Annotated in this window: 17 protein-coding genes; 13 read left to right on the forward strand and 4 right to left on the reverse strand. The window is 53.6% G+C overall.

Annotated elements, in window-relative coordinates; genetic code table 11:
- Positions 1–203 precede the first annotated feature (203 nt).
- From rimP to mtr, 11 genes are all read left to right on the forward strand, one after another.
- Positions 204–656, forward strand: a complete 453-nt coding sequence (gene rimP, locus OGY13_RS07110) for a ribosome maturation factor RimP (protein WP_003024996.1) — start codon at positions 204–206, stop codon at positions 654–656.
- 28 nt (positions 657–684) lie between these two features.
- On the forward strand, positions 685–2,172 hold the full coding sequence (gene nusA / locus OGY13_RS07115; protein ID WP_003024992.1) for a transcription termination factor NusA: 1,488 nt from the start codon (positions 685–687) through the stop codon (positions 2,170–2,172).
- Between the two features lie 24 nt (positions 2,173–2,196).
- Positions 2,197–4,887 carry a translation initiation factor IF-2 gene (gene infB, locus OGY13_RS07120; RefSeq protein WP_003828710.1) on the forward strand — a complete coding sequence of 897 codons (2,691 nt, stop codon included), beginning with the start codon at positions 2,197–2,199 and terminating at the stop codon, positions 4,885–4,887.
- 149 nt (positions 4,888–5,036) lie between these two features.
- The gene (gene rbfA, locus OGY13_RS07125; RefSeq protein WP_003024988.1) at positions 5,037–5,441 is read left to right on the forward strand and encodes a 30S ribosome-binding factor RbfA; all 405 of its coding nucleotides are present in this window, start codon (positions 5,037–5,039) and stop codon (positions 5,439–5,441) included.
- Positions 5,441–6,385 carry a tRNA pseudouridine(55) synthase TruB gene (gene truB / locus OGY13_RS07130; protein ID WP_003828704.1) on the forward strand — a complete coding sequence of 315 codons (945 nt, stop codon included), beginning with the start codon at positions 5,441–5,443 and terminating at the stop codon, positions 6,383–6,385. Before rbfA ends, truB begins: the two co-directional genes overlap by 1 nt.
- Positions 6,386–6,658: 273 nt before the next feature.
- Positions 6,659–6,928, forward strand: a complete 270-nt coding sequence (gene rpsO / locus OGY13_RS07135; protein ID WP_000059465.1) for a 30S ribosomal protein S15 — start codon at positions 6,659–6,661, stop codon at positions 6,926–6,928.
- A gap of 246 nt (positions 6,929–7,174) precedes the next feature.
- Complete coding sequence (gene pnp, locus OGY13_RS07140; RefSeq protein ID WP_008785911.1) at positions 7,175–9,307, forward strand: polyribonucleotide nucleotidyltransferase; 2,133 nt, start codon at positions 7,175–7,177, stop codon at positions 9,305–9,307.
- 109 nt (positions 9,308–9,416) lie between these two features.
- Complete coding sequence (gene nlpI, locus OGY13_RS07145; RefSeq protein ID WP_003024982.1) at positions 9,417–10,301, forward strand: lipoprotein NlpI; 885 nt, start codon at positions 9,417–9,419, stop codon at positions 10,299–10,301.
- A 106-nt stretch (positions 10,302–10,407) separates the two neighbouring features.
- On the forward strand, positions 10,408–10,488 hold the full coding sequence (yrbN, locus tag OGY13_RS07150) for a protein YrbN (RefSeq protein ID WP_010723222.1): 81 nt from the start codon (positions 10,408–10,410) through the stop codon (positions 10,486–10,488).
- Entirely contained in the window at positions 10,481–12,409 is a 1,929-nt protein-coding gene (locus OGY13_RS07155) for a DEAD/DEAH family ATP-dependent RNA helicase (protein ID WP_003828643.1), read from the forward strand. Before yrbN ends, OGY13_RS07155 begins: the two co-directional genes overlap by 8 nt.
- Positions 12,410–12,555: 146 nt before the next feature.
- The gene (gene mtr, locus OGY13_RS07160; RefSeq protein ID WP_003828642.1) at positions 12,556–13,800 is read left to right on the forward strand and encodes a tryptophan permease; all 1,245 of its coding nucleotides are present in this window, start codon (positions 12,556–12,558) and stop codon (positions 13,798–13,800) included.
- Positions 13,801–13,888: 88 nt separating this feature from the next.
- Here the strand turns inward: mtr and OGY13_RS07165 are convergent, their stop codons facing one another.
- The 3 genes from OGY13_RS07165 to ubiU all read right to left on the reverse strand — a co-directional run bounded on the left by OGY13_RS07165 (position 13,889) and on the right by ubiU (position 16,957).
- Positions 13,889–14,896 (reverse strand): luciferase-like monooxygenase, encoded by a 1,008-nt coding sequence (locus OGY13_RS07165; RefSeq protein ID WP_213752427.1) that lies wholly within the window; start codon positions 14,894–14,896, stop codon positions 13,889–13,891.
- A gap of 178 nt (positions 14,897–15,074) precedes the next feature.
- Positions 15,075–15,953 (reverse strand): U32 family peptidase, encoded by an 879-nt coding sequence (locus OGY13_RS07170; protein WP_431189211.1) that lies wholly within the window; start codon positions 15,951–15,953, stop codon positions 15,075–15,077.
- 8 nt (positions 15,954–15,961) lie between these two features.
- Positions 15,962–16,957: a ubiquinone anaerobic biosynthesis protein UbiU gene (gene ubiU, locus OGY13_RS07175; RefSeq protein WP_286637573.1), complete on the reverse strand. Its 996-nt coding sequence runs from the start codon at positions 16,955–16,957 to the stop codon at positions 15,962–15,964.
- 220 nt (positions 16,958–17,177) lie between these two features.
- On the opposite strand from ubiU, the gene ubiT reads away from it, so the two are divergent.
- Both ubiT and OGY13_RS07185 read left to right on the forward strand, forming a co-directional pair.
- Positions 17,178–17,702 carry a ubiquinone anaerobic biosynthesis accessory factor UbiT gene (gene ubiT, locus OGY13_RS07180; RefSeq protein WP_003828637.1) on the forward strand — a complete coding sequence of 175 codons (525 nt, stop codon included), beginning with the start codon at positions 17,178–17,180 and terminating at the stop codon, positions 17,700–17,702.
- Complete coding sequence (locus OGY13_RS07185) at positions 17,696–18,199, forward strand: GNAT family N-acetyltransferase (protein WP_008785907.1); 504 nt, start codon at positions 17,696–17,698, stop codon at positions 18,197–18,199. The genes ubiT and OGY13_RS07185 overlap by 7 nt, the downstream gene beginning before the upstream one ends.
- Here OGY13_RS07185 and OGY13_RS07190 read toward each other — a convergent pair.
- Complete coding sequence (locus OGY13_RS07190) at positions 18,196–18,486, reverse strand: GIY-YIG nuclease family protein (RefSeq protein ID WP_032945094.1); 291 nt, start codon at positions 18,484–18,486, stop codon at positions 18,196–18,198. The two genes, OGY13_RS07185 and OGY13_RS07190, sit on opposite strands and share 4 nt — an antisense overlap.
- Positions 18,487–18,511 lie beyond the last annotated feature (25 nt).

Below are 18,511 nucleotides of genomic sequence, written 5' to 3' on the forward strand. Positions count from 1 at the left end.
CCCTTAGAGTTCTTTTTCAAATATACTGTGAAGACTTAGGCCTTCGTAGCTGGATTTGAAAAAAATTCTTTCGGAAGGTTCTCCGAACCGCAGGTGCGGTTATAGGGTTCAGTTATCTAAAGCCCCGATTTATCGGGGTTTTTTGTTATCTGACTACAGAATAACTGGGCTTTAGGCCCTTTTTTTATGTCTTGGGGGTGGGCTTGTCCACATTAGAGCAAAAATTAACAGAGATGATTACAGCGCCAGTTGAAGCCCTGGGCTACGAACTGGTCGGCATCGAATTTATTCGTGGTCGCACATCCACACTGCGCATCTATATTGATAGTGAAGATGGCATCAATGTTGATGATTGTGCTGATGTGAGCCATCAGGTAAGCGCCGTGATGGATGTCGAAGACCCAATCACCGTTGCCTATAACCTGGAAGTCTCCTCTCCGGGTCTCGACCGTCCTCTGTTCACAGCTGAACACTACGTGCGTTTCCTGGGTGAAGAAGTCACGCTGGTTCTTCGTATGGCGGTACAAAACCGTCGTAAATGGCAGGGCGTTATCAAAGCGGTGGACGGTGAGATGATCACGGTCACAGTCGAAGGCAAAGATGAAGTGTTCGCGCTGAGTAATATCCAGAAGGCGAACCTGGTTCCCCACTTTTAACAGTCTGGATTGAGGTGAAAAGCCCGCGATGAACAAAGAAATTTTGGCTGTTGTTGAAGCCGTATCCAACGAAAAAGCGCTGCCACGCGAGAAAATTTTTGAAGCGCTGGAAAGTGCGCTGGCTACAGCAACAAAGAAAAAATATGAGCAAGAGATCGACGTTCGCGTAGAAATCGATCGTAAAAGCGGTGATTTCGATACCTTCCGTCGTTGGGTAATCGTAGAAGAAGTTACTCAGCCGACCAAAGAAATTACGCTGGAAGCGGCACGCTTCGAAGACGAAAGTCTGAACGTGGGCGAATATGTTGAAGATCAGATTGAATCTGTCACCTTTGACCGTATCACCACCCAGACCGCGAAGCAGGTTATCGTACAGAAAGTACGTGAAGCTGAACGCGCAATGGTTGTTGATCAGTTCCGCGAACACGAAGGCGAAATCGTCACCGGTGTGGTGAAGAAAGTAAACCGCGACAACATTTCTCTGGATCTGGGCAGCAATGCTGAAGCTGTGATCCTGCGTGAAGACATGCTGCCGCGTGAAAACTTCCGCCCTGGTGACCGTATTCGTGGTGTTCTGTACTCAGTTCGCCCGGAAGCGCGCGGTGCACAGCTGTTCGTAACCCGTTCCAAGCCGGAAATGCTGATTGAGCTGTTCCGCATTGAAGTGCCGGAAATCGGCGAAGAAGTTATCGAAATTAAAGCGGCTGCTCGCGATCCGGGATCGCGCGCGAAAATCGCCGTTAAGACCAACGACAAGCGTATTGATCCGGTCGGCGCCTGTGTTGGTATGCGCGGTGCGCGCGTTCAGGCGGTTTCTACCGAACTGGGCGGCGAGCGTATCGATATCGTCCTGTGGGATGATAACCCGGCGCAGTTCGTGATTAACGCAATGGCGCCAGCAGACGTCGCTTCTATCGTGGTGGATGAAGACAAACACACCATGGATATCGCGGTTGAAGCCGGTAACCTGGCTCAGGCGATTGGACGTAATGGTCAGAACGTCCGCCTGGCTTCACAACTGAGCGGTTGGGAACTCAACGTGATGACCGTTGATGACCTGCAAGCGAAGCATCAGGCTGAAGCACATGCAGCCATCGATACCTTCACCAAATATCTCGATATCGATGAAGATTTCGCGACCGTTCTGGTGGAAGAAGGTTTTGCGACGCTGGAAGAACTGGCCTACGTGCCAATGAAAGAACTGCTGGAAATTGACGGCCTGGATGAACAGACCGTTGAAGCGCTGCGCGAGCGTGCTAAAAACGCACTGACCACTCTGGCACTGGCCCAGGAAGAAAGCCTCGGTGATAACAAACCGGCTGACGATCTGCTGAATCTGGAAGGATTGGATCGTGAGATGGCCTTCAAACTGGCGGCCCGTGGTGTTTGTACGCTGGAAGATCTCGCTGAACAGGGCATTGATGATCTGGCTGATATCGAAGGGTTGACCGACGAAAAAGCCGGTGAGCTGATTATGGCTGCCCGTAATATTTGCTGGTTCGGCGACGAAGCGTAATAAACTGTAGCAGGAAGGAACAGTATGACAGATGTAACCGTAAAAACGCTGGCTGCAGAGATACAGACTTCCGTAGATCGCCTGGTACAGCAATTTGCTGATGCCGGTATCCCGAAGTCTGCTGACGACTCTGTGTCCGCACAAGAGAAACAAACCTTACTGGCGCATTTGAACCGTGAAAACGGCTCAGCGCCGGATAAGTTGACATTGCAGCGTAAAACGCGCAGTACTCTCAATATTCCAGGTACCGGTGGAAAAAGCAAATCGGTACAAATCGAAGTCCGCAAGACACGCACCTTTGTGAAACGCGATCCGCAAGAGGCTGAACGCCTTGCCGCGGAAGAGCAGGCGCAGCGTGAAGCGGAAGAGCAAGCCCGTCGTGAGGCAGAAGAAGCTGCCAAACGCGAGGCGCAACAAAAAGCCGAACGTGAGGCCGCAGAACAAGCTAAGCGTGAAGCCGCTGATAAAGCGAAACGTGAAGCTGCGGAAAAAGACAAAGTGAGCAATCAACAGACCGACGATATGACTAAAACCGCCCAGGCCGAAAAAGCCCGCCGTGAAAATGAAGCCGCAGAACTGAAGCGTAAAGCGGAAGAAGAAGCACGTCGCAAGCTTGAAGAAGAAGCGCGCCGCGTAGCGGAAGAAGCTCGCCGTATGGCGGAAGAAAACGAGAAAAATGGTGTGAATAACGCTGAACCTGTCGAAGACACCAGTGATTATCACGTCACCACCTCTCAGCATGCTCGCCAGGCTGAAGACGAGAACGATCGTGAAGTTGAAGGCGGTCGTGGTCGTACTCGCAGCACTAAAGCAGCGCGTCCGGCGAAGAAAGGTAACAAACACGCTGAATCTAAAGCTGACCGTGAAGAAGCACGTGCAGCGGTTCGCGGCGGTAAAGGCGGTAAGCAGCGTAAAGGTTCCGCTCTGCAGCAGGGCTTCCAGAAGCCAGCTCAGGCCGTTAACCGTGACGTTGTGATCGGCGAAACCATCACCGTTGGCGATCTGGCGAACAAGATGGCGGTCAAAGGCTCTCAGGTCATCAAAGCAATGATGAAACTGGGCGCAATGGCGACCATCAACCAGGTCATCGACCAGGAAACCGCACAGCTGGTTGCCGAAGAGATGGGCCACAAAGTTATCCTGCGTCGTGAAAACGAGCTGGAAGAAGCAGTAATGAGCGACCGTGACACCGGCGCTGCGGCTGAACCGCGCGCACCGGTAGTGACCATCATGGGTCACGTTGACCACGGTAAAACGTCTCTGCTGGACTACATTCGTTCAACGAAAGTGGCCTCTGGCGAAGCGGGCGGCATTACTCAGCACATCGGTGCGTACCACGTTGAAACTGACAACGGTATGATCACCTTCCTGGACACCCCGGGTCACGCCGCGTTTACCTCCATGCGTGCTCGTGGTGCTCAGGCAACGGATATCGTTGTTCTGGTTGTTGCAGCAGACGACGGCGTGATGCCGCAGACTATCGAAGCTATCCAGCACGCGAAAGCGGCAGGTGTGCCGGTAGTTGTTGCAGTCAACAAAATCGATAAACCGGAAGCGGATCCAGATCGCGTTAAAAACGAACTGTCCCAGTACGGCATCATGCCGGAAGAGTGGGGCGGCGAGAGCCAGTTCGTTCACGTTTCTGCGAAAGCGGGTACCGGTATCGACGAACTGCTGGATGCTATCCTGCTGCAAGCCGAAGTACTGGAACTGAAAGCTGTGCGTAAAGGTATGGCGAGCGGTGCGGTTATCGAATCCTTCCTGGATAAAGGTCGTGGCCCGGTTGCTACCGTCCTGGTTCGCGAAGGTACCCTGAACAAGGGCGATATCGTTCTGTGTGGTTTCGAATACGGCCGCGTTCGTGCGATGCGTAACGAACTGGGTCAGGAAGTACTGGAAGCAGGTCCGTCCATTCCGGTGGAAATCCTCGGTCTGTCCGGTGTTCCGGCTGCGGGTGACGAAGTTACTGTTGTTCGTGACGAGAAGAAAGCGCGTGAAGTTGCACTGTACCGTCAGGGCAAATTCCGTGAAGTTAAACTGGCTCGTCAGCAGAAATCTAAACTTGAGAACATGTTCGCCAACATGACCGAAGGCGAAGTTCACGAAGTGAACATCGTGCTGAAGGCTGACGTACAGGGTTCTGTAGAAGCGATTTCCGACTCTTTACTGAAACTGTCTACCGACGAAGTAAAAGTGAAGATCATCGGTTCTGGCGTAGGTGGTATCACCGAAACCGACGCGACCCTGGCTGCGGCATCCAACGCGATTCTGGTTGGCTTCAACGTACGTGCTGATGCCTCTGCACGTAAAGTTATCGAATCAGAAAGCCTGGATCTGCGTTACTACTCCGTCATCTATCATCTGATCGACGAAGTGAAAGCAGCGATGAGCGGCATGCTGTCTCCGGAACTGAAACAGCAGATCATTGGTCTGGCTGAAGTTCGTGATGTGTTCAAATCACCGAAATTCGGCGCTATCGCAGGCTGTATGGTTACCGAAGGCACGATTAAACGTCACAACCCAATCCGCGTACTGCGCGACAACGTGGTTATCTATGAAGGCGAGCTGGAATCCCTGCGCCGCTTCAAAGATGACGTCAACGAAGTCCGTAACGGTATGGAATGTGGTATCGGCGTTAAGAACTACAACGACGTTCGCGTTGGCGATATGATCGAAGTGTTCGAGATCATCGAGATCAAACGTACAATTGCTTAAGGTTGTTCGGGTGTAGGCCGGATAAGGCGTTTACGCCGACATCCGGCAATGTAATGCCTGATGGCGCTACGCTTATCAGGCCTACAGCCTAATCACCGAATTATTTTCAAAAGGGGCTGAATGCCCCTTTTTTGTCTGGAGAATTTATTATGGCGAAAGAATTTGGTCGCCCGCAGCGTGTCGCGCAGGAGATGCAGAAAGAAATCGCACTCATCCTGCAACGCGAAATCAAAGACCCGCGTGTTGGCATGATGACCACCGTATCGGGTGTTGAGATGTCCCGTGATCTGGCATATGCCAAAGTATTCGTGACTTTCCTCAACGATCAGGACGAAGCTGCCGTGAAAAACGGCATTAAGGCACTGCAGGAAGCCTCTGGTTTTATCCGCTCTCTGCTGGGTAAAGCAATGCGTCTGCGTATCGTGCCTGAGCTGACCTTCTTCTACGACAACTCGTTGGTTGAAGGGATGCGCATGTCCAACCTGGTGACCAGCGTGGTGAAACATGACGATGAGCGTCGTGTGAACCCAGCGGACGACAGCAAGGAGGACTGATGAGTCGTCCTCGTCGTCGTGGTCGCGATATTCACGGTGTCCTGCTGCTGGATAAGCCGCAGGGCATGTCCAGCAATGACGTGCTGCAAAAAGTAAAGCGCATCTACAATGCCAACCGCGCGGGACATACCGGCGCGTTGGATCCGCTGGCGACAGGCATGCTGCCTATCTGCCTTGGTGAAGCGACAAAGTTTTCACAGTATTTGCTGGATTCTGACAAACGCTATCGCGTGGTTGCCCGTCTGGGCCAGCGTACTGACACTTCCGATGCCGATGGGCAGATCGTGCAGGAGCGTCCGGTAACCTTCACCGCAGAACAACTGGCGAGCGCGCTGGAGACTTTCCGCGGCGATATCGAGCAGATTCCGTCGATGTATTCGGCGCTGAAGTATCAGGGTAAGAAGCTGTACGAATATGCGCGTCAGGGCATTGAAGTGCCGCGTGAAGCGCGCCCGATTACCGTCTATGAGCTGCTGTTTATTCGCCATGAAGGTAACGAACTGGAACTGGAAGTTCACTGTTCCAAAGGCACCTATATTCGCACCATTGTTGACGATCTCGGTGAGAAGTTGGGCTGCGGCGCGCACGTCACGTATCTGCGTCGTTTGACGGTCAGCAAGTATCCGGTGGATCGTATGGTCACGCTGGAACACCTGCGTGAGCTGGTCGAACAGGCAGAACAGCAGAACATTCCGGCGGCTCAGTTGCTTGATCCTTTGCTGATGCCAATGGACAGTCCGGCATCGGACTATCCTGTTGTTAATTTGCCTTTAACATCGTCGGTTTACTTTAAAAATGGTAATCCGGTACGGACGACAGGCGCCCCGCTGGAAGGGCTGGTACGCGTGACGGAAGGCGATGACGGCAAGTTTATTGGCATGGGGGAGATGGACGATGAAGGTCGTGTCGCCCCCCGCCGCCTGGTGGTTGAGTATCCTGCATAGCGCTCTCTGTCTTGCGATAAAAGGGCGCTGCGAGTAGAATACTGCCGCTTAACGTCGCGTGAATTGTTTAACAATCTGCGTGGCGTATACACAAAATCATTCGAGCTGCATCAAGGCGGCAAGTCTGAGGATCCTCAGGAGCTTACTTAGGTAAGTGACTGAGGTGAGCGGACGCAGCCAACGCAGAGTCAGTTTGAAGGATAAAGTGTATACACTGGGATAGCTGAATTAGAGATCGGCATCCTTTCATTCTTATCACTTTGGAGTTTTAAAATGTCTCTAAGTACTGAAGCTACCGCTAAAATCGTTTCTGAGTTTGGTCGTGATGCAAACGACACCGGTTCTACCGATGTTCAGGTTGCTCTGTTGACTGCACAGATTAACCACCTGCAGGGCCACTTTGCAGAGCACAAAAAAGATCACCACAGCCGTCGTGGTCTGCTGCGCATGGTTTCTCAGCGTCGTAAACTGCTCGACTACCTGAAACGTAAAGATGTTGCACGCTACACCGCGCTGATCGAGCGTCTGGGCCTGCGTCGCTAATTCTTTCGAGTTTCAGAAAGAGGGGGCCTTCATGGCCCCTTTTTTCCAGCAGATGGCAGCAATTCGCTGGAAACTAATGTATTGTTGCTATGAATGATCTTCCGTTGCAGAGGTTCGCGCGGCTAATGAGAGGCTTTACTCATGCTTATGGGTTAGGGTTGTCATTAGTCGCGAGGATGCGCAGAAGATCGGGTATTAACGATGGCGCAAAAATGTGCCGTCAAAAAATAGAGAAAGGATATTATTTTGCTTAATCCGATCGTTCGTAAATTCCAGTACGGTCAGCATACCGTTACGCTGGAAACCGGCATGATGGCGCGTCAGGCGACTGCCGCTGTTATGGTTAGCATGGATGACACCGCGGTATTCGTTACCGTTGTTGGTCAGAAAAAAGCGAAACCAGGCCAGGACTTTTTCCCGCTGACCGTTAACTATCAGGAGCGTACCTACGCTGCTGGCCGTATCCCGGGTAGCTTCTTCCGTCGTGAAGGCCGTCCGAGCGAAGGCGAAACCCTGATCGCGCGTCTGATTGACCGCCCGGTTCGCCCGCTGTTCCCGGAAGGCTTCGTTAACGAAGTTCAGGTTATCGCGACCGTTGTTTCCGTTAACCCGCAGGTTAACCCGGACATCGTGGCAATGATTGGTGCATCTGCTGCGCTGACTCTGTCTGGTATCCCATTCAACGGCCCGATCGGTGCTGCACGTGTTGGTTACATCAATGACCAGTACGTACTGAACCCGACTCAGGACGAACTGAAAGAAAGCAAGCTGGACCTGGTTGTTGCAGGTACTGAAGCAGCCGTACTGATGGTTGAATCCGAAGCTGAACTGCTGAGCGAAGATCAGATGCTGGGCGCTGTTGTGTTCGGTCACGAACAGCAGCAGGTTGTGATTCAGGCGATCAACGAGCTGGCGAAAGAAGCTGGCAAACCGCGTTGGGACTGGCAGCCAGAAGCCGTCAACGAAGCGCTGAACGCACGCGTTGCCGCACTGGCAGAAGCTCGCCTGAGCGATGCTTACCGTATCACCGACAAACAAGAGCGTTATGCTCAGGTTGACGTGATCAAATCTGAAACCATCGCGACTCTGGTGGCTGAAGACGAAACCCTGGACGCTAACGAACTGGGTGAAATCCTGCACGCTATCGAGAAAAACGTTGTTCGTAGCCGCGTACTGGCAGGCGAGCCGCGCATCGATGGCCGTGAAAAAGACATGATCCGTGGCCTGGACGTGCGTACTGGCGTTCTGCCTCGTACCCACGGTTCCGCACTGTTCACCCGTGGCGAAACTCAGGCGCTGGTTACTGCGACCCTGGGCACCACTCGTGATGCGCAGAACCTCGACGAACTGATGGGCGAGCGTACTGACAACTTCCTGTTCCACTACAACTTCCCTCCGTACTGCGTAGGTGAAACCGGTATGGTCGGTTCTCCGAAGCGTCGTGAGATTGGTCACGGCCGTCTGGCGAAGCGTGGCGTACTGGCAGTAATGCCGGAACTGGATAAATTCCCGTACACCGTGCGTGTGGTTTCTGAAATCACCGAATCTAACGGTTCTTCTTCCATGGCTTCCGTATGTGGTGCTTCCCTGGCGCTGATGGACGCAGGCGTACCGATCAAAGCAGCCGTTGCGGGTATCGCGATGGGTCTGGTGAAAGAAGGCGACAACTTTGTTGTTCTGTCTGACATTCTGGGCGACGAAGACCACCTGGGCGATATGGACTTCAAAGTGGCGGGTTCCCGCGACGGTATCTCTGCACTGCAGATGGATATCAAAATTGAAGGTATCACCAAAGAAATCATGCAGGTTGCTCTGAACCAGGCTAAAGGTGCGCGTCTGCACATCCTGGGTGTGATGGAACAAGCGATCAACGCTCCGCGTGGCGATATTTCTCAGTTCGCTCCGCGTATCCACACTATCAAGATCAGCCCGGACAAGATCAAAGACGTTATCGGTAAAGGCGGTTCTGTTATCCGTGCTCTGACCGAAGAAACCGGCACCACCATTGAAATCGAAGATGATGGCACCGTGAAGATTGCTGCGACCGACGGTGAGAAAGCGAAATATGCTATCCGTCGTATCGAAGAGATCACCGCAGAGATCGAAGTAGGCCGTATCTACAATGGTAAAGTGACCCGTATCGTTGACTTTGGCGCATTCGTTGCCATCGGTGGCGGTAAAGAAGGTCTGGTACACATCTCTCAGATCGCTGATAAGCGCGTTGAGAAAGTGACCGACTACCTGCAGATGGGCCAGGAAGTACCGGTCAAAGTTCTGGAAGTTGATCGCCAGGGCCGTGTACGTCTGAGCATTAAAGAAGCAACTGAGCAGTCTCAGCCTGCAGGCGAACCGGAAGCTCCGGCAAGCCAGGGCGAGTAAGGTTGCCATTGCCCTCCGTGAAAGCGGAGGGCCTTTAACCCGGCAGGATGCCTTGTTAGCAACCGGGGAACCTGGACGTTCATTCAATCGTTGTCTTCGGGAGTGGGAAATGAAGCCTTTTTTGCGCTGGTGTTTCGTTGCGACAGCACTCACGCTGGCTGGATGCAGTAATTCCGCCTGGCGAAAGAGTGAAGTCCTCGCAGTACCATTGCAACCGACTTTGCAGCAGGAAGTGATTCTGGCACGTATGGAACAAATTCTTGCCAGTCGGGCTTTAACCGATGACGAACGCGCACAGCTTTTATATGAGCGCGGAGTGTTGTATGATAGTCTCGGTCTGAGGGCATTGGCGCGAAATGATTTTTCACAAGCGCTGGCAATCCGACCAGATATGCCTGAAGTATTCAATTACTTAGGTATATATTTAACGCAGGCAGGCAATTTTGATGCTGCCTATGAAGCGTTTGATTCTGTACTTGAGCTTGATCCAACTTACAACTACGCGCACTTAAATCGCGGTATCGCATTGTATTACGGCGGTCGCGACAAGTTAGCGCAAGATGATCTGCTAGCGTTTTATCAAGACGATCCCAATGATCCTTTCCGTAGTCTGTGGCTTTATCTTGCCGAGCAGAAGCTCGATGAGAAGCAGGCTAAAGAAGCGTTGAAGCAACGCTTTGAGAAATCGGATAAAGAGCAATGGGGATGGAACATTGTCGAGTTCTACCTGGGCAACATTAGCGAAGCAACGCTGATGGAACGCCTGAAGGCGGACGCAACGGATAACACCTCGCTCGCTGAGCATCTCAGTGAAACCAACTTCTATTTAGGTAAGTACTACCTAAGTCTGGGGGATTTGGACAACGCTACGGCATTGTTCAAACTGGCGGTGGCTAACAACGTTCATAACTTTGTTGAGCACCGATACGCATTGTTGGAATTATCGCTCCTGGGCCAGGACCAAGATGACCTGGCAGAATCGGACCAGCAATAGCTGACGTACACATCAGCCCGTAATCTTTTTTGATTGCCATCACCTTCACGGGTGAGGGCGTTGTTGTTCGTTAATACACCTACTTTGAGCCGGTTCACACTTTTCAATGAAAATTGCAGATCAATTTCATGATGAGTTATGTAGACTGGCCGCCATTAATTTTGAGGCACACGTACTACATGGCTGAATTCGAAACCACTTTTGCAGATCTGGGCCTGAAGGCTCCTATCCTTGAAGCCCTTAACGATCTGGGTTACGAAAAACCATCTCCAATCCAGGCAGAGTGCATTCCGCATCTGCTGGGCGGCCGCGATGTTCTGGGTATGGCCCAGACAGGTAGCGGCAAAACTGCAGCGTTCTCTTTACCGCTGCTCAACAATCTTGATCCTGAGCTGAAGGCACCTCAGATTCTGGTGCTGGCACCGACCCGCGAACTGGCGGTTCAGGTAGCAGAAGCCATGACGGATTTCTCTAAACACATGCGCGGCGTGAACGTGGTTGCCCTGTACGGCGGCCAGCGTTATGACGTGCAATTACGTGCCCTGCGTCAGGGGCCACAGATCGTCGTCGGTACGCCGGGTCGTCTGCTGGATCACCTGAAGCGCGGTACTCTGGACCTCTCCAAACTAAGCGGTCTGGTACTGGACGAAGCTGACGAAATGCTGCGTATGGGCTTCATCGAAGACGTTGAAACCATCATGGCGCAGATCCCGGAAGGTCATCAGACCGCTCTGTTCTCTGCAACCATGCCGGAAGCGATTCGTCGTATTACCCGCCGCTTTATGAAAGAGCCGCAGGAAGTACGTATTCAGTCCAGCGTTACTACCCGTCCTGACATCAGCCAGAGCTACTGGACTGTGTGGGGCATGCGTAAAAATGAAGCGCTGGTGCGTTTCCTGGAAGCAGAAGACTTTGATGCGGCGATTATCTTCGTACGTACCAAAAATGCGACCCTGGAAGTAGCAGAAGCGCTGGAGCGTAGCGGTTATAGCAGCGCTGCACTGAACGGTGACATGAACCAGTCCCTGCGTGAGCAGACTCTCGAGCGTCTGAAAGATGGCCGCCTGGATATTCTGATTGCAACCGACGTTGCGGCCCGTGGCCTGGACGTTGAGCGTATCAGCCTGGTTGTTAACTACGACATCCCGATGGATTCCGAGTCTTACGTTCACCGTATCGGCCGTACCGGTCGTGCGGGTCGTGCGGGTCGTGCGCTGCTGTTCGTTGAGAACCGCGAGCGTCGTCTGCTGCGTAACATCGAACGCACCATGAAGCTGACTATTCCGGAAGTAGAACTGCCGAACGCAGATCTGCTGGGCAAACGCCGTCTGGAAAAATTCGCTGCTAAAGTTCAGCAGCAGCTGGAAAGCAGCGATCTGGATCAGTACCGTGCTCTGCTGGCGAAAATGCAGCCGGAAGAAGAGCTGGATATCGAAACGCTGGCAGCTGCACTGCTGAAAATGGCTCAGGGCGAACGTCCTCTGATCCTGCCGCCAGATGCGCCGATGCGTCCGAAACGCGAATTCCGCGACCGTGATGACCGTGGTCCGCGCGACCGCAACGATCGTGGCCCTCGTGACCGTAATGACCGTGGTGGTGAAGACCGTCCGCGTCGTGAACGTCGTGATGTTGGTGACATGCAGCTGTACCGCATTGAAGTGGGCCGTGATGACGGTGTTGAAGTTCGTCATATCGTTGGTGCGATTGCTAACGAAGGTGATATCAGCAGCCGTTACATCGGTAACATCAAGCTGTTTGCTTCCCACTCCACCATCGAACTGCCGAAAGGTATGCCGGGCGACGTGCTGCAGCACTTTACCCGTACTCGCATCCTGAACAAGCCGATGAACATGCAGCTGGTTGGCGATGCGGTTCCGCACACCGGTGGTGAGCGTCGTGGCGGTGGTCGTTTCAGCGGTGAGCGTCGTGAAGGTGGTCGCGGTGAAGGTCGTAACTTTAGCGGTGAACGTCGTGAAGGCGGTCGTGGCGATGGTCGTCGTTTCAGCGGCGAACGTCGTGAAGGCAACCGTGGTCCGCGTCGTGACGATTCTTCTGCTCCGCGTCGTGATGACTCTGCTGGTCGTCGTCGTTTCGGCGGTGATGCATAAGCTTTTTAGCTTTATAGCTGTAAAGTAAAATATACGGCCCCGATCTCAACAATCGGGGCTTTTTTTATTTCAATTGTACTCGTGTACTGGTACAGTGCGGCACATTGAGATGTAGTCACAATATAAATGACTGGAGAGATGGCTAAATGGCAACACTAACCACCACCCAAACGTCACCTTCGCTGCTCGGCGGCGTGGTGATCATCGGCGGCACCATTATTGGCGCGGGGATGTTTTCTCTGCCAGTGGTAATGTCCGGGGCGTGGTTCTTCTGGTCAATGGCAGCGCTGATCTTCACCTGGTTCTGCATGCTGCACTCCGGGCTGATGATCCTTGAAGCTAACCTCAATTACCGCATTGGCTCCAGTTTCGACACTATCACGAAAGATCTGCTGGGCAAAGGCTGGAACGTGGTGAACGGCATCTCGATTGCATTCGTTCTCTATATTCTAACCTACGCGTATATCTCAGCGAGCGGTTCGATCCTGCACCACACCTTCTCCGAGATGTCGTTGAACGTTCCGGCGCGTGCGGCAGGTCTTGGCTTTGCGTTGCTGGTGGCGTTTGTGGTGTGGTTAAGTACCAAAGCGGTGAGCCGCATGACGGCGATTGTGCTGGGCGCAAAGGTGATTACCTTTTTCCTGACCTTCGGCAGCTTATTGGGACACGTTCAGCCCACAACGTTGTTTAACGTGGCGGAAAGCAATGCTTCGTATACGCCGTACCTGCTGATGACGCTGCCGTTCTGTCTGGCCTCATTCGGCTATCACGGCAACGTCCCGAGCCTGATGAAGTACTACGGCAAAGATCCGAAGACCATCGTTAAGTGTCTGGTGTACGGCACGCTGCTGGCGCTGGTGCTGTATACCGTGTGGTTGCTGGGGACGATGGGTAACATTCCGCGTCCGGAGTTTATCGGTATTGCGCAGCAGGGCGGTAACATTGATGTGCTGGTACAGGCGCTGAGCGGTGTACTAAACAGCCGCAGTCTGGATCTGCTGCTGGTGGTGTTCTCCAACTTTGCGGTGGCGAGTTCATTCCTCGGCGTTACGCTCGGTCTGTTTGACTATCTGGCGGATCTGTTTGGCTTTGATGACTCGGCAATGGGACGTTTCAAAACGGCATTGCTGACGTTTGTCCCACCAATTATCGGTGGCTTGCTGTGGCCGAACGGTTTCCTGTACGCCATTGGCTATGCAGGACTCGCGGCAACCATCTGGGCCGCCATTGTTCCGGCGCTGCTGGCACGTAAATCCCGCGAGCGTTTCGGTAGCCCGAAATTCCGTGTCTGGGGCGGTAAGCCGATGATTGCGCTGATCCTGGTATTCGGTATCGGCAACGCGGTTATCCATATTCTCTCGAGCGTGAATCTGTTGCCTGTATACCAGTAAAACAATTGCCCGGTGGCGCTACGCTTACCGGGCCTACAGAGATTGAGTAGGCCGGATAAGGCGTAGCCGCCATCAGGCACAAACCGCGCTACCCCAACAATTCCTGCTTCACATCCATCGCCAAATCAAACGAATGTAGACGTGCCTGATGATCAAAAATCTGGCCGTTAACCATAATCTCATCAGCCTGGGTTTCACGCAAAATGGCGTCGAGACCATGCCGCACTTTTGCCTTATCACCGACCAGCGACATGCTCAGCGCCTGTTGTACGCCGTACTGCTCAGAAGCGGACCACAGCTGATGCATATTCTCTACCGGCGGCGGTAGCTGGCCGGTTTCGCCACGACACAGCTTCACAAAGGCCTGCTGCATGGAGGTGAAAAGAAACTCGGCGTCGCGATTGCTGTCGGCGGCAATAATGTTGATGCACACCATCGCATACGGTTTTGCCAGCCGCGCCGAGGGTTTGAACTGGGTACGATACAAATGCAGCGCCTGATGCAGCATATCCGGGGCAAAGTGCGAGGCGAAGGCAAACGGCAGACCAAGCTGGGCCGCCAGTTGTGCACTGTACAGGCTGGAGCCTAATAACCAGACCGGGATCTGCTCGCCGTAGCCGGGAACCGGGCGTACATGGGGATTAGGATCGCGGGCGTCGAACCAGTCCACCAGTTCAGCGACGTCGCGTGGGAAGTTATCGATATCACCGCTCATATGGCGGCGCAGTGCGCGCATGGTTGGTTGATCGCTGCCCGGTGCGCGACCAAGCCCGAGATCGATTCGTCCCGGATATAGCGTGTTCAGGGTACCGAACTGCTCGGCGATCACCAGCGGCGAATGGTTAGGCAGCATCACGCCGCCAGACCCGAGATGCAGCGTGGTGGTATTGGCAGCCAGATAACCAATCAGCACTGAGGTTGCTGCGCTGGCGATGCCGGTCATGTTGTGATGTTCCGCCAGCCAGTAGCGGTGGTAGCCGCGATTTTCGGCCAGTTGAGCGAGATCAAGCGAGTGTGTGAAGGCCTCTTTTGCCGAGGATCCTTCAGGGATCGGCGCCAGATCCAGCACCGAGAACGGAATAGTTTTGTCAGTCATAACGGCTCACTTTGTTACCGGTTAATCTTTTAATACTGCATTAAAGATTAGCGAATGTTGTTAACAAAGTGAGCTTTATACGGCGGGCACCGAATATAACATGCCCGATGGCGCTGCGCTTATCGGGCCTACGGGATCGCTATTTGTAGGCCCGATAAGGCATTTATGCCGTATCCGGCTAGGCCTGCAGCTCCAGTCCAGCCAGTCGCTTCCAGTAGCCGTTACAGTCACTGTGGGCGGCAAGCGGTAATGGGGCATTGCCATTTTCATTGGCGCGGAAGGCGTCGAGCATGGCGAATGTTTCAGTGCCTGAAGGGGACAGACGCACAATATCAACCAGCCCCTGCATCGATGTCAGTTCGTTGCCGAGGTTGTAAACATAACCGCTCATGGTCTGGATCCCGTTGAGGACAAAGACCTGCTGATTCTCCTGCGACAGCACATCGCGCCCGTTCGGATATTTGATGCAACAGGTTTCACACTCGTCTTTTGGACGGTCTTCAGAGCGCGCGGTAAAGCAGCGGGCAGAGTACGCCAGCGGCAGATGCCCGTAGCTCAGCACCTCAACTTCAAACTGATTGCGAATACCCAGCTCATCACACTGGTTGAGCAGGTTTGCCAACCAGTCGCGGGAAAGCTCTACCGGCATACACCAGCGCACCATGCCTTGTTTGAGCAGGATACGCAGGGTAACCGCGTTGTAGCAGTTGAGCGCATGCCCGGCGACAAACGGCAGCTTACGCTCGGCGCACATGTTTACTACGCCGAGATCGCTGGCTTCCAGCAGGAAGTCACCGTTTTCGACATAGCGCTTCAGCTCTCCCAGTTCAGAAGAGGCCTGTACCAGCGCCAGTGTTGACAGCACAACCTGTTTACCGCTGCCAGCGAGCGATTTCGCCATATCGAGCCAGTCGCCCACTTTGGTGGCGCGGCGTTTACTGCATACCGCTTCACCAAGATAGATAACGTCGGCCTGGCTTACGGCAGCCTGCTGATAAAAATCTTCCAGCGTTTCTTTCGGCCAGTACCACAGCACCGGCCCTAAGGAATATTTCATTGCTTCTCTCACTGCCATTTACGGTGATACGCGCCAAGCGTGGTCTGCGTGCCTTCGGACATAGAACCGAGCGTTTCCATCCACGCGGCCTGCGGGACGTAGTTTTGCGGGTCGGCCATACAGCGGTCGATCGCCTGACGCCACACTTTCGCCACCTGACTGACATAGGCCGGGCTGCGCTGACGACCTTCGATTTTCACCGAGGCAATATTGGCTACCAGTAGTTCCGGCAGCAGCTCCAGCGTGTTCAGGCTGGTGGGTTCTTCCAGCGCATGGTAACGCTCGCCGTCAACCAGATAGCGGCCTTTGCATAGCGTCGGATAACCGGCGTTTTCCCCGTCCTGATAGCGGTCGATCAGCACTTCATTAAGACGGGATTCCAGCCCTTGTTGGGTCTGTTGCCAGCGGACAAAACGGGCAGGCGAGCAGGCACCAACCGTATTAGGAGACTCACCCGTCAGATAGGACGAAAGATAGCAACGGCCTTCCGCCATAATGCACAGGCTACCGAAGGCGAACACTTCCAGGGGAACTGGCGTGACGCGAGCGAGCTGTTTCACCTGATGAATAGATAGCACGCGCGGCAGCACCACGCGGGCGACGTCAAAGTTGCGATGATAGAAATTAATTGCCTCTTCATTGGTTGCAGATGCCTGAACAGAGACATGGCGCTCAATATGCGGGTAGCGCTCTGCGGCATACTCCAGCATGGCGAGGTCGGCAAGGATCAGCGCGTCTGCACCCAGTTGCGCTGCCATATCAACGGCACGTTGCCAGCGCGCGTAACCATCCGGGTGCGCAAAGGTGTTAATCGCAATGTGCAGCTTACGGCGGTGCTGATGGACAAAACTCACCGCTTCCTGCAATTTTTTCTCGGTAAAATTAAGGCCGGCGAAATGACGGGCATTTGTATCATCTTTCAGCCCGATGTAGACAGCATCAGCGCCGTTCTCGATGGCCGCCTTAAGCGCCGGTAGGTTTCCGGCAGGGCAGAGCAGCTCCATAATTTATCCTGAACGTTGCGCCGTGATGGGCGCAGAAATGTTAACGAATGGGGATTTTAGTTAACCTTGCTGAGACAATTTTTGATTTGAGGCAGTTAAAGTCGTATTGGTGACACCAATAAAGAGGTAACAATTTCGCATCGAATTGTTGATTTATGCCGCTATGTCGTTTATTTGATATGGCAAAATAGCAGGACTATTGAAACAGGGAGTAAAGCTCGTGTTGGATAAACTGCGTTCACGCTTAGTACAATTTGGTCCTTCTCTGATGAGTGTACCAGTTAAACTGACGCCCTTTGCGCTGAAGCGCCAGGTTCTGGAGCAGGTCCTGAGCTGGCAGTTTAGTCAGGCGCTGGCCGATGGGGAGCTGGAGTTTCTCGAAGGTCGCTGGCTGAGCATTCATGTGCGTGACATTGACCTCAAATGGTATACCTCTGTTGAGAACGATAAACTTATCGTCAGCCAGAATGCAGATGCGGATGTGAGTTTTAGCGCCGATGCCAGCGATCTGCTGATGATCGTGGCCCGCAAGCAGGATCCGGATACGCTTTTCTTCCAGCGTCGTCTGGTGATTGAAGGTGATACAGAATTAGGGCTATACGTAAAAAATCTGATGGATGCCATCGAACTGGAGCAGATGCCTAAAGCGTTGCGCGTCATGCTGATGCAGTTGGCGGATTTTGTTGAGGCGGGGATGAAAACGTCGCCAGAAACCAAACAGACCTCGGTAGGTGAGCCATGCTGATTCGAGTTGAAATTCCCATTGATGCCCCTGGTATTGATGCGTTGCTGCGCCGTTCATTTGAGAGCGATGCGGAAGCGAAATTAGTGCACGACCTGCGTGAAGATGGGTTCTTAACGCTGGGTCTGGTTGCTACCGATGACGAAGGTCAGGTAGTGGGTTACGTCGCGTTCAGCCCAGTCGATGTTCAGGGTGAAGATCTGCAATGGGTCGGCATGGCGCCGCTCGCGGTGGATGAAAACTACCGGGGGCAGGGCCTGGCGCGTCAGCTGGTCTATGAAGGACTCGATTCGCTGAACGAGTTTGGCTACGCAGCGGTGGTTACGCTGGGGGATCCGGCCCTGTACAGCCGCTTTGGCTTTGAGCTGGCGGCCCATCATGACCTGCGTTGCCGCTGGCCGGGCACCGAAAGCGCGTTCCAGGTTCATCGCCTGGCGGACGATGCGCTGGATGGCGTGACGGGACTTGTGGAATACCACGACCACTTCAATCGCTTTTAAGCTTCCGGGGTTTGCAGGCTGCTTAGTAGCGCCTCAAACCCTTCGCCTTCGACAAGGCGCTCTTTCTGCCGCTTGGTGAGCTGTTTAACGCGATACTCTATGCGCAGGGCCAGCGAACGGTCGCCGACCTGCGCCGCAAATGCCAACGTGAGTTCCCCCTTTCCGCGTAGCGCCTTCGCGCCTTTCCCACTTTGATGCTGCTTATAGCGGCGCTGCACATCGGTGGTTATTCCGGTGTATAAGGCGTTGTCTGCGGTACGGATCAGGTACAGATACCAGGGTGTCATTGTTACCATCGACGTGATAATTTTC

This window comes from Citrobacter sp. Cpo045 (assembly GCF_030332875.1).
GTDB lineage: Bacteria > Pseudomonadota > Gammaproteobacteria > Enterobacterales > Enterobacteriaceae > Citrobacter > Citrobacter portucalensis.

What these genes read in the sequence shown, in the direction of transcription:
- nusA (WP_003024992.1), top strand. Translation starts at nt 685, where the DNA reads ATGAACAAAGAAATTTTGGCTGTTGTTGAAGCCGTATCCAACGAAAAA.
- infB (WP_003828710.1), top strand. Translation starts at nt 2,197, where the DNA reads ATGACAGATGTAACCGTAAAAACGCTGGCTGCAGAGATACAGACTTCC.
- rbfA (WP_003024988.1), top strand. Translation starts at nt 5,037, where the DNA reads ATGGCGAAAGAATTTGGTCGCCCGCAGCGTGTCGCGCAGGAGATGCAG.
- truB (WP_003828704.1), top strand. Translation starts at nt 5,441, where the DNA reads ATGAGTCGTCCTCGTCGTCGTGGTCGCGATATTCACGGTGTCCTGCTG.
- rpsO (WP_000059465.1), top strand. Translation starts at nt 6,659, where the DNA reads ATGTCTCTAAGTACTGAAGCTACCGCTAAAATCGTTTCTGAGTTTGGT.
- nlpI (WP_003024982.1), top strand. Translation starts at nt 9,417, where the DNA reads ATGAAGCCTTTTTTGCGCTGGTGTTTCGTTGCGACAGCACTCACGCTG.
- yrbN (WP_010723222.1), top strand. Translation starts at nt 10,408, where the DNA reads ATGAAAATTGCAGATCAATTTCATGATGAGTTATGTAGACTGGCCGCC.
- OGY13_RS07155 (WP_003828643.1), top strand. Translation starts at nt 10,481, where the DNA reads ATGGCTGAATTCGAAACCACTTTTGCAGATCTGGGCCTGAAGGCTCCT.
- mtr (WP_003828642.1), top strand. Translation starts at nt 12,556, where the DNA reads ATGGCAACACTAACCACCACCCAAACGTCACCTTCGCTGCTCGGCGGC.
- OGY13_RS07165 (WP_213752427.1), bottom strand. Translation starts at nt 14,896, where the DNA reads ATGACTGACAAAACTATTCCGTTCTCGGTGCTGGATCTGGCGCCGATC.
- OGY13_RS07170 (WP_431189211.1), bottom strand. Translation starts at nt 15,953, where the DNA reads ATGAAATATTCCTTAGGGCCGGTGCTGTGGTACTGGCCGAAAGAAACG.
- ubiU (WP_286637573.1), bottom strand. Translation starts at nt 16,957, where the DNA reads ATGGAGCTGCTCTGCCCTGCCGGAAACCTACCGGCGCTTAAGGCGGCC.
- OGY13_RS07185 (WP_008785907.1), top strand. Translation starts at nt 17,696, where the DNA reads ATGCTGATTCGAGTTGAAATTCCCATTGATGCCCCTGGTATTGATGCG.
- OGY13_RS07190 (WP_032945094.1), bottom strand. Translation starts at nt 18,486, where the DNA reads ATGACACCCTGGTATCTGTACCTGATCCGTACCGCAGACAACGCCTTA.